Origin of the sequence: Sphingomonas gei (assembly GCF_004792685.1) — a bacterium.
GTDB classification, from domain to species: domain Bacteria; phylum Pseudomonadota; class Alphaproteobacteria; order Sphingomonadales; family Sphingomonadaceae; genus Sphingomonas; species Sphingomonas gei.
Map to the genome: position 1 here is coordinate 496,645 of NZ_SRXT01000003.1, position 14,138 is coordinate 510,782.

The following is a 14,138-nucleotide window of genomic DNA, read 5'->3' on the forward strand; positions in this document are numbered from 1 at the left end:
CGCACGGGCGCGGCGGGTGGGGGGATTGCGGGTTCGCCATATCAGTCGGTCCCCTCCCGTGGCGCTGCGGTCGGGTCCGCCCAGACGACGGTCTCGCCGGGGCGGAGCCCCGCGCGGATCTCGACGCCAGCCGGCGTGATCTGGCCCACCGTGACCTGGCGCTCAATGACGCGCCCCGCGGCGCGAACCTTGACCCGGGCCTGCGGCGCGGTGCCGATCAGCGCCTCGGGCGGGACAACGATCGCGGCAGGCGCCTGATAGGCGATCACCGCGACCGCAGCGCTCATGCCGATGCGCACGCGCGCAGCCTGATCGGCGGGCAAAGGATCGAGCCGGGCGCTGGCGACGAAGCGGGTCGGCCCGGTGGCGGCCTCGGTCGGTGCGGCGAACGCGGCGACCTTGCCGCCGAGCGCAACCCCGGCGAAGCCCGCGCCGGTGACGATCACGGGCTGGCCGACCGCGAGCGCATTCACATCGGACTCGTCGACCTCGAAGATGACCGAAAGCCCCCCGTCGCGCGCAACCGTGCCGATCAGCTGTCCGCGTGTGACGCGGGTTCCGGGGTGGAGCGGGCCCTCGACCAGCTTCGCACCCGGTGACGGTGGCGCGACGAGCACTCCGGATGCCGGCGCGCGGATCACCGCTTGGCCGATCTGGGTTTCGGTGCGGTGCAGCCCGGCGCGGGCATTTTCGAGCTCGAGCCTGGCGATGCGGGCGGCGGCGGGGCTTCCGCGCGCAAGCGTGTCGGCGAGTTCGTCATTGGCGGCGGCGGCGGTCATCCGCTGCGCCACCAGCTGCTGCTCGACACCGTCATGCTCGTTGCGCGCGATGAGCCCCTTGTCGAGCAGCCGCCGGCTCTCGCGCGCCTCCCGTTCGAGCCGTGCGAGGTCGAGCGCCGCGAGGCGGACGCGACGGCGGGCAGCGGCGACTTCCGGGCCGCGCGGCCAATTGGCGATGTCGTCGGCGGGCTGGTGCGCCTTGAGATAGGCGGCCTCGGCCTGGTTGCGCGCCGCGGCGATCTCCTGCGTGTCGAGCACCAGCAGCACGTCGCCTGCTGCGACGCGCGCGCCATAAGCGAAGTCGATCGTCCGCACCGCGCCGTCGAACGGCGCGGTGACGCTGACAGCGTCGCCAGCCGCGATCTTGCCGGCAAAGGCCAATGTGGCGACGAAGGGCTGGCGTTGCACGACGAGGCTGCGCTCGGCAGGAACCTCAGCCTTGTCGGCATGCGCGCCGGTCCACCACCAGCCGAACGCGGCGACGAGGAGCGCGACGACTCCGAGCCAGAGCGCGCGGCGGCTGCGGACCGTGGGGGTCATTCGGCGCTCCATTCGATCTTCCAGCTTTCAAGCGTGGCGCCGATCTGGAGATCGAATGACGTTAGCGCGTCGAGATAGGAGATCATCGAAGCGAGCTCCTGGATTTCGGCGGCGCGGAGCGCGTCCTGGAGCGACAGCACTTCGAAATTGCTCGAGCGGCCGGCGGCGAGCTTGTCGCGGGCGATCTCCACGGCGCGCGCCGAAAGCGCCTTGAAGCGGCGGGCGGCTTCGACTTGCGACCAGGCCGCCTCGACGCGCTGCGCGGCGTCGCGCACTTGCGTTTCGACCGATTGATCGAGGGCTTCGAGGCGCAGCTCGGCAGTGCGCAGGCTGGTATCGGCCTCGATCACCGCGAGCTTCGGCGCGGGATCGCCGAGCGGAATCGCCAATTGGACGCCGACGCGATTGTCATTCAGGGTGGGAAGGGGACCAAGCAGCGGATCGCGCCCTGCGAACCGCGTCGCAGTGGCGACCAGCGAGAGGTCCCAGAGCCGCTGGTTGCGGGCGAGGCGCAGCCCCTCCTGCGCCTGTTGGACAGATCGCTGCTGCGCGAGCAGGTCCATGCGACTGGCACGCGCGATTTCGATGGCATGCTCGGTGTCTATGGGGACCTGTTCGGCGGCGATTGGATCGGCGGCGACGATATTGGTGACCGGATCGAGCGCGAGCTGCTCGAGCAAGGCGAGCTGCGCCGAATTGCGCTGCTGCCGCATCTGATGGAGCGCGACTTGCTGGTTGGCCTGATCGGCCTCGCTCTGGACGATGTCGGCCGCCGCCATCCGGCCGGCGTCGATCAGCGCACGGTTGGTGGCGATCAGATCGGCGGTGCGCCCGAGCGCGAATTCGGCGAGGCGAACCTGCTCCTGTGCCTGCTGGAGCGAACGATACGCGAAGGCGATCCGGCTGATCCCTTCGGACAGCGTGTTGCGGAGTGCGAGCCGCTCGATCGAATCCTGGAGCCGGGCGATACGGAGCGGCGCGCGGTTCACTGCGAAGCCGCCGCCGCGCAGCAATGGCTGGGTGACCGCGAGGGTGGCGACGTCGCTGTCTCCGCGGCGGTCGAGCCGCTGGCGACGGTCCCACACGAAGCCGATTTGCGCGCCGCTGGGGAGCAACAGGCTGCCGACGCCCCCGACACTGCCCTGGTGCGTGACGATTCCGGCACGATCGTCGCGATAGATGTCGGCGAGGACATCGAGCCTCGGGGCGAAGCGCTGTTCGGCGGCACGCAGGCGAAAGCGCTGCGCGGCGCGCTCGAGGAAGGCAGCGCGGATGTCGCGATTGTCGCGAACGCCAAGTGCCACCGCATCGACCAGGCTGATCGGCACCGGCCGGTCGAGCGCCGAGGGGCGTATGCCCGAGGGCGAGGGAATCCCGGCGATCGGCGCCGTCGCCCGCGCCTGGGCCAGCGCCGGGTGCGGCGCGCATAGCAATGCGCAGGCAAGGACTTCCGGTCTAATCCGCACGCAGCGCCTCGATCGGGTTGAGCCGCGAAGCAGTGATTGCAGGATAGAGGCCGAAGACCAGCCCCATGCCGCCGGCGGCGGCGGGGCCGAGCGCGAGCGTCCACGGGGCGAGGGCGAAGTCCCAGCCCGAACTGTGGGCGATGACCCAGGCGATTGCCGCTCCGAGCGCCGAGCCGATGGCGCCGCCCGCGATCGTCAGCAGGACTGCTTCGAGGAGGAACAGGATGCGGATATCGGTGGGGGTGGCGCCGGTGGCCGCGCGCAGGCCGATCTCGCGCTGGCGTTCCATCACGCTCATCAGCATGACGTTCATTACGCCGATCCCACCGACGAGCAGCGAAACCGCGCCGATCCAGATCAGCATCCGCGAATGCACGGCCTTTTGCTCCTGCATCGTCCGCAGGATCGATCGCGCGTCGAGCACGGTGAGCTTGGCATCGGGCGTAGCGAGGCGCGCGGTGATCCGTTCGCTCGCCGCCTGGGTGTCGGCGCCGGGGCGCAACCGGACGAGCAACCCGGTGGGGCCGCCATCGGGAATGATCCGCCGGGCACAATGAAGCGGAATCAGCACCGCCATGTTGTAGTCGACCGGATCGAGCGTCTCGGGCACCACCGGTGCCAGCACGCCGACGATCGTATAGCCATAGCCGCCGATCAGCACGGCGCTGCCCGGGCCGACCGCCGCGGCGGGCCCGGAGAGCGCACGCGCGGCGGCATCGCCGAGCACCCCCGACAGCGCACATTCCTCGACGGCGGCGGGATGCCGCCCCGCGGCGAGGCGCAGGTTTGCCAGCGTTGCCAGTGCCGGCGGCGCCGCGAGGATGGCGATATCCGCGGTTCTCCCGCCGGTGCGCGCCGCCGCGCGACCGTTGGCGAGCGGGACGGCCTCGATCACGTCGGGATCGGTGCGGGCAAGTGCGTCGATCGCTGCCTGCGACAGCAATGCAGGGCGATCGCCGGTGGGCGCCGACCCGATCTGGAGCATGTCGACCCCAAGCTTGGCGAACAGCTTCAGCGATTCGCGCTGCGCCATGTGCCCGCCATTGAGCATCGCGATGATCGACGCCGTGCCGATCATGATACCGAGCAAAGCGAGCGCGGAGCGGCGGCCCTGCGAGCGCAGGTTGCTCCACGCCTCGGCAAGGGTGTCACCGAGCCGCGCCTGGATGCCGGGTAGTGCGATCAGCATGTTCCGGATCCGCTGCCGAGTACGCGTCCGTCTCGCAATGCGATCTGGCGCGGGCAGGACGCGGCGAGCTCGCGGTCGTGCGTGACCATCACGACGGTCACGCCGAGCTCGGCATTGAGCGCGGCGAGCAGCGCCATCACGTCCTGCGCGGTGCTGCTGTCGAGGCTGCCGGTGGGCTCGTCCGCCAGCAGCAGCCGCGGTGCGCCGACCAGCGCGCGGGCGATGGCGACGCGCTGGCTCTGCCCTCCGGATAACTGGCCGGGTAGATGTCCGGTGCGATCGGCAAGGCCCACGCGGGCGAGCATCGCCTCGGCCGCGGCGCGCTGGGCGTCGCGTGGGACGCCGCGATATTGCAATGGCAGCGCGACGTTCTGCCACGCCGTGAGGCGCGGAAGCAGATGGAAGGACTGGAAGACGAAGCCGATCAGCCGGTTGCGCAGCCGTGCGCTCTCGTGCGCAGAGCAGCCGGCAACCGCTTCGCCGTCGATCCACAGCGTCCCGCTGCTCGGCCGATCGAGCAAGCCGATCAGATTGAGCAAGGTGCTCTTGCCCGAACCGGACGGGCCTACCAGTGCACAGAACTCGCCGCTCGCAATCGACAGCGTGACTTCATCGAGCACGGCGATCGCGCGATCAGGCGCAGCATAGTATTTGGAGACGCTTTCAAGCCTAAGCACACCGACCTCCACCCGGAGGCGAACAGGAATGATCGCCCGATCGGTGTCAATAGGGCCCCATTTTGTCGTAGAATTGCCGATTTCACGAAGTTGTGCGGTGCAACGTGATGCCCACTGTTGCGGCTGCGAACACCGCGATGTGGATATGTACTGACATCCGTGTAGATATTTTTTTGCGGGTCCCCCCGGCCTCGTGGTTTCGGCGTCGTAGTTCTAGACTGTGGCACGCCGCAGCGAACAACCGAGGCACGAGCCTCGACCAGGAGGGGATATCCATGGGTGTTATCGCGCCGAAGCTGCGTCATATTCTGCTTGTCGGAGTGGCCAATCTTGGATTGGTCGCGACTGCGGGGGCGGGGCAGGCGACACCGCGCGAGACCAGCTTCAAGATCGAAGCACAGCCACTTGCCACCGCACTGCGCGATCTGGCGATGCAGAGCGGCGTTTCGATCCTCGCGGATTCGGCGCTGACCCAGGGCAAGATGGCCCCGCGCTATGCAGCTACCAGCGATGTCGAGCTGGCGCTGGGCGTTCTGCTTCGCGGAACGGGACTGACCTATCGTCAGCGTGGCAACCTCTATGTCGTGGTCGCGGCGCGCGCGATGACCACGGGCGCCCAGGACCAGGCGGCGTCGCCGCCGCCGCCGCCGGACAATGACGGCGAAATCCTCGTCACCGCGCAGAAGATCGAAGAGTCGATCCAGGACGTGCCGATCGCGGTTTCGGCCTTTTCGGGGGCGGCGCTCGACAATCTGAAGATCGAGACGGGCGGCGAATTGCTGCGCGCGATCCCCAACGTCACCTTTTCGAAGAGCAATTTCTCCGGCTATAACTTCTCGATCCGCGGGGTGGGGACCAAGGCGGTGTCGGCGAGCACCGATCCGGCGGTGGCGGTCAGCTTCAACAACACGCCGTTGATCCGCAACCGGCTGTTCGAGCAGGAATTCCTCGACCTCCAGCGCGTCGAGGTGCTGCGCGGGCCGCAGGGCACGCTGTATGGACGGAACGCAACCGCGGGCGTGGTCAACGTGCTGCCGGCCTTGCCCTCGAACAAGTTCGGCGCCGAAATCGAGACCGAGGTCGGCAATTACGAGACCCGCCGCGTGAGCGGGATGGTCAATCTGCCGCTCAGCTCTACGCTCGCGGTACGCGCGGCGGGCGCCTACACCAAGCGGGACGGCTTCGAGTATAACCGCTTCAACGATACGCGCGTGAACGGGCGCGATCTGTGGACGACGCGCATCTCCGCATTGTGGGAGCCCTCCGCCGGCTTCCGCGCGAGCATGATCTGGCAGCATTTCGAGGAAGACGACAATCGCTCGCGCAGCGGCAAGCAATTGTGCACGCGCGATCCCGGACCAGCCAAGATCGGCAACACGGAGGTCCCCGACACGCTGCGCGCACGGTTCAGCCAGGGCTGCCTGCCGGGGACGTTATTCTCCGACGATGCGTTCGGCGTTCCCAATGCGGAGAGCTTCCCGCATGTCCTGATCGCGAGCAACATCGGCCTCGGGGACCGGCCGGACGGGACAACGGTATCGGCAGTGCGGCCGTTGACCGATCCCTATGCAGGCATCACCCAGTCGCGAAACCTGCGCGAGATTTCGACCAGCTATGATCCGGTTTTTCGCGCCAAGAACGATTTCTACCAGCTCAACCTCGACATCGGGTTGGCCGACGGGCTGCGGCTGATCTCGCAGACTGCCTATGCACGTGATCGCTATTATTCTTCGCAGGATTACAGCCGGTTCGCGTCCAATCCGATCTTCGGCAATTCGACCGAGCCCGGATTGACCCGCGCCGTCGATTTTACGCTGGTGGCGCCGGATGTCACGCCCGGCGGGATCTTCACTGACCCGCAACTGGGGGCTTCGAACCGGTTCCTGTCGGTGGATCTCAGCAAATCAAGCAACGAGCAATGGACGCAGGAGCTTCGTTTGCAATCGTCCTGGGACGGGCCGCTGAATGTCAATTTTGGAGGTAACTATCTAAACTTCAAATCGAAAGATGATTATTACGTATTCAGCAATCTATTCACGCTTATCGGGAGATATTTCTATAATCTGGATCAAAATGGCTTCGATTATGATAAGTTTACGTACAATATGCGCACACTGCCTTGCCAGCCGACCAGCCCAACCGACACCGATGCGGCCTGCATCTATATCGACCCGAACCCGCTCGACAAGATCAACGGCGAGGGGCACAATTATTTCCGCAGCAAGAACGAAGTTCAAACCGAAAGCTGGGCCCTGTTCGGCGAACTATATTACAAGCTCACCGATCGGCTGAAGCTCACCGGTGGTCTGCGCTACACCAACGACACCAAGACCAGCACGCCCTATCCGAGTCAGTTGCTGCTCGGGATTGGCGGCGTGATGGGCACGTTGACGGGCGGCAAGGCGGCGATTGGCTATCCGGCGCAGCCCGACATCGTCCAGAAGTGGCAACGCTTCAGCGGCCGCGCGGTGATCGACTGGAAGCCCGACCTTGGCTTCACCAAGGATACCCTGATCTATGCGTCGTTCTCGCATGGCTATAAGGGCGGCGGCTCGAACCCGCCGCGGGTGGATTTCGATCCGACGATCGTCCGCTACCAGCCGCTCGCGCAGACTTTTGCGCCCGAATATGTCAACGCGTTCGAGATCGGCACCAAGAACGTGTTTGCCGACGGCAGAGCCGGGCTCAACCTGACCGGCTTCTATTATGATTACACCAACTACCAGGTCTCACAGATCGTCGATCGCATTTCGCTCAACGAGAATTTCGATTCGACTTCGATGGGGCTCGAGGCGGAGGCATGGTGGCAGCCCTCGCGCAACTTTCGGCTGGATGCCAATCTTGGCTATCTGCGCACCCGCATCGCCGACGGCGAGCAATCGATCGACGTGATGAACCGCACCCAGGGCAATCCCGATTGGGTGTTGGTAAGGCCTTGGGTGCAGGTGCCGTCCAACTGCATCGCGCCGCGCGTCGCGGTGGAAGCGATCCTGAACTCGCCCTTGTCGCTGGGCCCCGATGGCGGGCTGGGCGCCACGGCATTGGCGGCGTTGTGCAGCGCGTCGAACCGCTATGGCGATTATGAGCCCGAGGAGCCGAACGGGCTGCTGCCGCTTTATGCGATGTTCGATCTCCTCTACGACCCGTTGCTGCCCTATGACCCCACGAAGAGTCCGGTCCAGCCGTTCGGCGCCACCGCTGCACGCAGTGGCGCGCCCAATGGCGGGCGCGGCTTCTATGCCGATCTGAGCGGCAACGAACTGCCCAATTCGCCGCGGCTGACGCTCAATGTCGGCGCGCAATACAGCCTGTTTCGCGACGAATGGAAGGTCACGCTGCGCGGCGATTATTACCGCCAGGGCCCGAGCTATGCGCGCGTTTACAACACTGCCTATGATCGGCTGCACGGCTGGGACAATGCCAATCTGGCACTGACGATCGAAAATGCGAAATGGGATATGACCGCGCAATTCTATGTGAAGAACGTCTTCAACAGCACGCCGATCACCGACGCCTTCACCAATTCGGATGATACTGGGCTAACCACCAACGTGTTCACCTCGGAGCCGCGGATCTTCGGGTTCCGGCTGTCGAAGCGCTTCTGAGATGGAACGGTCGGGAAGGCGGGGTCAGTGCGCCCTCGCGACGGCGGCAGCGCTCGTCGTTGCACTGACCGCCGCGGCTTCTGCGGGGCAGGCAGGCGACAAGGCGCTGATCGGCCGCTGGCACACCGAGCGCGAGGGCGGGGTGGTCGAGATCCACCGCTGCGGGGAGGCGCTGTGCGGCCGGGTGGTCGACGGGGTGCGGCTGCGGGTCAATCCGGACCAGCGCGACGTGCGCAACCCGGACCGGGCGCAGCGCAGCCGCAAGGTGCTGGGCGTGCGGGTGCTGAACGGGTTCTCGGGTGGGCCGGGCAGGTGGAAGGGCGGGCCGCTCTATGATCCGGAGACGGGCAATTTGGCCGGATCGGGCACGCTGACGCTGGCGGATCCCGATACGCTCAAGGTGCAGGGCTGTATCGCGATGTTCCTGTGCAAGACCCAGACGTGGCGGCGCGCGCGTTGAACTAGCCGCGCGGCGGCGGCGCGATCAGCAGCGGCAGGATCTGCGCGATGAGTTGCCGCATGGCGCCCGCTTCCTGGCCGAGCATGCGGCGCAAGTGCGGACCTATCAGTGCGTCGCCGAACGCCGAGACCGCGACCAGCAGGACGATGTCGCGGATCCGCGCCTCGCTGTCGGGGCTGTCCGGTACGCGCGCGCGGACCGCCGCGACAAGGTCGGCAACCGCCTGCTCGAGCGAATCGAAATAGTCGAGTTCGCGCGCGAGGACGAGCCACGCGGCGAGCTGGCCGGCGCCTCCTTTGCCGAACGCGTCGAACACCCGATCGACAAGGCGGGTCGGCGCGTCGGCATCGACATAGAGCGCGCTGACCGCATCGCCGAGCGCGTCCGCGAGGTCGCGGATCATCGCCTCCATCAACGCGGTCTGGAGCCCCGCCGCCGAGCCGAAATGGTGAATGACGTTGGTGTGCGACATCGCGATCGCGCGCCCCACATTTGCGAGGGTAACCGCCGCCGGTCCCCGTTCGAGGAGCAGGCTCCGCGCGGCGGCGAGCGCTTCGTCGCGGGCTTCGGTGGCGCTGCGTTTGCGTCGCTTGGTGGGCGAGATGGTCATGTCTTGGGCATAGTCGAAGGATCAGTCGCGACAAAGTAGACGCGGGGCAACTGACTTGTGTTCATCCACGATTCTTCTTTCCCGTGACTGGTCCGCATTTGTCTGCTGCCTTGCCCTGTATTTCGCGCGATATCCCCCCGGTCCCGGTCCGCGCGCGTCGTTTGAGATGGGGGAGGCAGGGAGTGCCGCCTCCGAACGGGCAGCCCAATGCCCAAAAAAAACGAGGAGAGGAATGATGATCAAGAAAATCCTGGCAGCAGGCGCGCTTGCCGCGTCGGCCGCGTTCCTGGTGCCCCAGGCATCGGCGCAGACCTTCTCGCCGAGCGGCGCCTTCACCCTGACTAATATCGGCACGATCACCGTCAGCAAGGGAATCACGCTCAGCTGCAGTCTCAGCGGCGGCGGCACGGTCTCCGGCGGCGCGGCCAGCGTCAGCTCGATTACCCTCAGCGGCGGCCTGTGCAGCTCGGTGACGTTCACGGGGGCCCCCTATACGGTCACTTCGGGCTCGCTGACTTCGATCACGCTGAACGGAGTCATCGTCACCGGGATCACCGGAAACTGCGCGGGTAGCCTGACCGGGGCGTACAACCAGTCGACGGGGGTGATCACCTACACCAACGCGACGATCCCGAAGACTTCGGGCATCGGTGACTGCAAAGTCACTGGCAAGGTCCAGGTCTCGCCGAAGGTTACCTTCACCATCCCGTGAGGCGTATCCGGGCCGGACGGCACCCTGTCGATCCGGCCCACATTGCAAATCCACCGACCTCGCCGAGCGGCGATGCGCCGAACCTGCCGGCAGCGTCTTCGACCCGACGCCAACCTGGTCCAGGCAAGGCGGCCGCTCGGTTTTTTTCCTCGATCCGCTCTCGTGCAGCCGCTTGAAACGGCGCACCGGCGCGGCCTCGCCGAGCGTCGCGCAGCGGGGACCCTCCTCAAGGCCCGCCCATTTTGCACCTTGACGCCGGCCATGCAATATTGACATTGATGTCAATATCACGGCGACTGGAGATTGGCCATGGCGTTCTGGATCGGCGCATTGATCGTCGCGGGCTTCGCGCTCATCCTGGTGCAGGCACATGCCTGGCTGCATTTGATGGTGTCCGCCGCGTGGATCGGCGCCGGCTATGCGCTGGGCGTGATCGGGTGGCAGACTGCCGCGATCCTGTCGGTCGCGCTGGTGCCGCTGCTGATGCTGGCGGTGCACCCGGTGCGCCGCGTGCTGCTCGCCGCGCCGCTGCGCACGATGTTCCGCAAGATCATGCCGCGGATGAGCCCGACCGAACAGGCGGCAATCGATGCGGGCACGGTGTGGTGGGATGCCGAGCTGTTCGCGGGCAAGCCCGATTGGCGGCGGTTGCTCGCCACGCCGGCGCCGTCGCTCACCGGGGAGGAGCAGCGTTTCCTCGACGTCGAGACCGAACAGCTCTGCGACATCGCCAACGACTGGGAGAGCAGCGCGGTGTGGCAGGATATGCCGCCCGCCGCCTGGGCCTATGCGCGCGACAAGGGCTTTCTGGGGATGATCATCCCCAAAGCTTATGGCGGGCTGGGCTTCTCGGCCTATGCGCACAGCCAGGTGATCCAGAAATTGTCGACGCGCTGCTCGGCAGCGGCGGTATCGGTGATGGTGCCCAATTCGCTCGGGCCCGCGGAATTGCTGCTCCACTATGGCACCGGCGCGCAGAAGGACCATTATCTGCCGCGGCTCGCGCGCGGCGAGGAGATTCCGTGCTTCGCGCTGACCAGCCCCTATGCGGGGTCCGACGCCGCGTCGATCACCGATACGGGCGTGATTTGTCGCGACGTTTGGCAGGGGCGCGAGACGCTCGGCTTTCGGGTCAGCTGGAACAAGCGTTACATAACGCTGGCGCCGATCGCGACGGTGCTCGGACTCGCCTTTCGCGTGCGCGATCCCGAAGGTCTGCTGGGCGGCGAGGCCGATCTCGGGATCACCTGCGCGCTGATCCCGCGCGACCATCCCGGAGTGCAGATCGGGCGACGGCACTGGCCGCTCAATGCGGTGTTTCAGAACGGTCCGACTTCCGGCGACGAGGTGTTCGTGCCGATCGAGATGGTGATCGGCGGGCGCGAGCAGGTCGGCAATGGCTGGCGGATGCTGATGGAGTGCCTGGCGGCGGGGCGGGCGATCTCGCTGCCTTCGTCCAACGTCGGCATGGCTAAGCTCGCCGTGGGCGGGGTCAGTGCCTATGCCGCGATCCGGCGCCAGTTCAACGTGCCGATCGGGATGTTCGAAGGTGTCCAGGAGCCGCTCGCGCGGATGGCGGGGCATCTCTATGCGATCGATGCGACGCGGCGGCTGGCGGCGAGCGGGCTCGATCAGGGCGAGAAGCCCTCGGTGGTCTCGGCGATCGCCAAATACCATGTCACCGAGCGCGCCCGGCTGATCGTCAACGACGGGATGGACCTGATCGGCGGCAAGGGCATCTGCATGGGGCCGGGCAATTTCCTCGCGCGGGCCTATCAGCAGATCCCGATCGCGATCACCGTCGAGGGCGCCAACATCATGACGCGCACGCTGATCATCTTTGGTCAGGGCGCGATCCGCTGCCATCCCTATATCCTGACGCTGCTGCGCTCGGCGGAGGAGGAGGGCAAAGCGGGGCTCGCGCGGTTCGACAAGGCGTTGTTCGGCTATTTCGCGTTCCTGCTGCGCAATGCGGCGCGGGCGCTGGTGTTCGCGACTCCGGCGGGTGCGCTGATCCCGCCCCCTGCCGACGCCGCGCCCGAGCTAGCGCTTTATTACCGCCGCGCGACCCGGCTCTCGACGGCGCTGGCGCTGGCGAGCGATGTGTCGATGGCCACGCTGGGCGGCACGCTCAAGCGGCGCGAGACGGTGACCGGACGACTGGGCGACATATTGTCGCAGCTCTTCATCCTCTCGGCGGTGCTCAAGCGTTTCGAGGACGAGGGGCGCCCCGCCGCGGACCTGCCGTTCGTGCACTGGGCGGCGCGCGACGCGCTGGCGCGTGCCGATACTGCCTTGCGCGAAGTGATCGCCAACCATCCGAGCCGATTTGCGGCACTTGCGCTGCGGCTGCTGGTGCGGCCGTTCGGCGGGCGGTTTGCGGGGCCCGACGATCGCGCCGCCGCCGCGGTGGCGCAGCTCGTCCAGTCGCACGGGCCGGCGCGCGATCGGCTGCTCGCGGGATCGTGGACGCCGCGGATGGAAGTCGATTCGATCGCAGCGACGCATGTCGCTTTCGAGCTCTATCCCGCGGTTTCTTCGATCGAGGCACGGCTGCGTCCGGCGATCCGCGCCGGCAGGATCGCGCGGCTGCCGCAGAATTTCGGCGCGCTGGGCAAATGGGCGGCGGATGTCGAAGCCCAGGGGTTGATCGATGCCAGCGAGCGCGATGCGATCATCCGCTTCGCACAGCATGCCGACATGGCGATCCAGGTCGATGATTTCCCGTCCGATTTCGGGCTCGCCGAAGGGCTCCGCCAGCGCGATGCCGGCAAGCCCGGCGCGCTTGCCGAGGCTGCGGAATGAGTGACCGCTATCTCGACTTCGCCAATTCGGGGATCGGGCACTGGCTGACCGGCGCGCTCGGACTGCCGCAGCCGGTGCCGATCGACCGCGATCCGGCGCGCCTGGCCAAGTCTGCGCTGGTTGCTGACGCCGGCGGAGGGCGGCTAGGCGGGCTGTTGACGTGCGAGCTCGAACGGCTCGGCATAGCGCATGCCGGTGGGGGGAGCGCGGATGCGCTGATCGTCGACGCCACCGGCTGCACGACCGTCGCAGCGACCGGCACGCTGTATCGCATCTTCCACGAGAATCTGCGCGGCGTGCGGGCCAATGGCCGCATCGTGCTGCTCGCGCACGATCCCGATCAGGCGCCGGACGAGGGGGCCGCCGCGATCTGGCGCGGGCTCGAAGGGTTTCTGCGCTCGCTTGCCAAGGAGGCGCGCAGAGCGATTGCGGCGCAACTGGTCTATTTGCCGGTGGTGGGCGAGCCGGCGCTGGCGAGCACGCTCGCTTTCCTGCTTTCGGGGCGCTCGGCCTATGTCTCGGGGCAGGCGATCCGGGTTGGCGTGACAGCGGCAGGATCGACTAGCCGAAAAAGGATTGTGCTCGTTACTGGAGCGTCGCGCGGGATCGGTGCGGCGATTGCCGAGAACTTCGCGCGGGCCGGCGCGCATGTCGTGGGTCTCGACATCCCCGCGGCGCAGCAAGCGCTCGCCGAACAGGCGGCTCGGCTCGGCGGCAGCGCGCTCGCGCTCGACATCACCGCGCCCGATGCGCCGGCGCGGATCGTCGAGGATGCGCGCGCGAGGGGCGGGTACGATGTGATCGTCCACAATGCCGGGATCACGCGCGACAAGACGATCGCGCGGATGGACCAGGATCGCTGGAATTCGGTGATGGAAGTGAACCTCGCCGCACCGATTCGCGTCACCGCCGCCTTGCTCAATGCCGGCCAGATACGCAGCGGCGGACGGATCGTCGCGGTCTCTTCGCTGAGCGGGATCGCGGGCAATGTCGGGCAGACCAACTACGCCTTCTCGAAGGCCGGGGTGATCGGATGGATCCAGCGGCTGGCGCGCGACGTGGCGCCGGCCGGCATCACGGCCAATGCGGTCGCGCCGGGGTTCATCGAGACCCAGATGACCGCCGCGGTGCCGTTCACGATCCGCGAGGCGGGACGGCGGATGAACGCGATGGGGCAGGGCGGGCAGCCCGAGGACGTCGCGGAGACGATCGCCTGGCTCGCCGATCCCGGCAGCGCCGGCATCTCGGGCGAGATCGTCCGCGTCTGCGGTCAGAGCCTGTTGGGGGCCTGAGCG

10 protein-coding genes are annotated in these 14,138 nt (G+C 67.1%); 5 read left to right on the top strand and 5 right to left on the bottom strand.

Annotated elements, in window-relative coordinates; translation table 11 throughout:
- Positions 1-41 precede the first annotated feature (41 nt).
- Genes E5A73_RS09360 through E5A73_RS09375 form a run of 4 tightly spaced genes read right to left on the bottom strand, consistent with a single transcriptional unit; the run spans position 42 to position 4,651 of the window.
- A complete protein-coding gene (locus E5A73_RS09360) occupies positions 42-1,319 on the bottom strand; it encodes an efflux RND transporter periplasmic adaptor subunit (RefSeq protein WP_168355870.1) in 1,278 nt (425 codons plus the stop codon).
- Positions 1,316-2,785: a TolC family protein gene (locus E5A73_RS09365; protein ID WP_240700109.1), complete on the bottom strand. Its 1,470-nt coding sequence runs from the start codon at positions 2,783-2,785 to the stop codon at positions 1,316-1,318. Before E5A73_RS09365 ends, E5A73_RS09360 begins: the two co-directional genes overlap by 4 nt.
- Positions 2,775-3,974 (bottom strand): ABC transporter permease, encoded by a 1,200-nt coding sequence (locus E5A73_RS09370; protein WP_135963543.1) that lies wholly within the window; start codon positions 3,972-3,974, stop codon positions 2,775-2,777. The genes E5A73_RS09365 and E5A73_RS09370 overlap by 11 nt, the downstream gene beginning before the upstream one ends.
- Positions 3,968-4,651: an ABC transporter ATP-binding protein gene (locus tag E5A73_RS09375; protein WP_135963544.1), complete on the bottom strand. Its 684-nt coding sequence runs from the start codon at positions 4,649-4,651 to the stop codon at positions 3,968-3,970. The genes E5A73_RS09370 and E5A73_RS09375 overlap by 7 nt, the downstream gene beginning before the upstream one ends.
- Positions 4,652-4,926: 275 nt before the next feature.
- Here E5A73_RS09375 and E5A73_RS09380 point away from each other — a divergent pair, with 275 nt between their 5' ends.
- Together E5A73_RS09380 and E5A73_RS09385 are read left to right on the top strand one after the other, a co-directional pair.
- Positions 4,927-8,256, top strand: coding sequence for a TonB-dependent receptor (locus E5A73_RS09380; RefSeq protein ID WP_135963545.1), 3,330 nt, complete (start codon positions 4,927-4,929; stop codon positions 8,254-8,256).
- Position 8,257: 1 nt separating this feature from the next.
- A complete protein-coding gene (locus E5A73_RS09385; RefSeq protein ID WP_135963546.1) occupies positions 8,258-8,716 on the top strand; it encodes a DUF2147 domain-containing protein in 459 nt (152 codons plus the stop codon).
- A 1-nt stretch (position 8,717) separates the two neighbouring features.
- Here the strand turns inward: E5A73_RS09385 and E5A73_RS09390 are convergent, their stop codons facing one another.
- A complete protein-coding gene (locus E5A73_RS09390; protein WP_135963547.1) occupies positions 8,718-9,326 on the bottom strand; it encodes a TetR/AcrR family transcriptional regulator in 609 nt (202 codons plus the stop codon).
- A gap of 235 nt (positions 9,327-9,561) precedes the next feature.
- Between E5A73_RS09390 and E5A73_RS09395 the strand changes: the two genes are divergently transcribed.
- From E5A73_RS09395 to E5A73_RS09405, 3 genes are all read left to right on the top strand, one after another.
- A complete protein-coding gene (locus E5A73_RS09395) occupies positions 9,562-10,038 on the top strand; it encodes a hypothetical protein (protein ID WP_135963548.1) in 477 nt (158 codons plus the stop codon).
- 309 nt (positions 10,039-10,347) lie between these two features.
- The gene (locus E5A73_RS09400; protein WP_135963549.1) at positions 10,348-12,843 is read left to right on the top strand and encodes an acyl-CoA dehydrogenase; all 2,496 of its coding nucleotides are present in this window, start codon (positions 10,348-10,350) and stop codon (positions 12,841-12,843) included.
- Complete coding sequence (locus E5A73_RS09405) at positions 12,840-14,135, top strand: 3-oxoacyl-ACP reductase (RefSeq protein ID WP_135963550.1); 1,296 nt, start codon at positions 12,840-12,842, stop codon at positions 14,133-14,135. The genes E5A73_RS09400 and E5A73_RS09405 overlap by 4 nt, the downstream gene beginning before the upstream one ends.
- Positions 14,136-14,138: the final 3 nt, after the last annotated feature.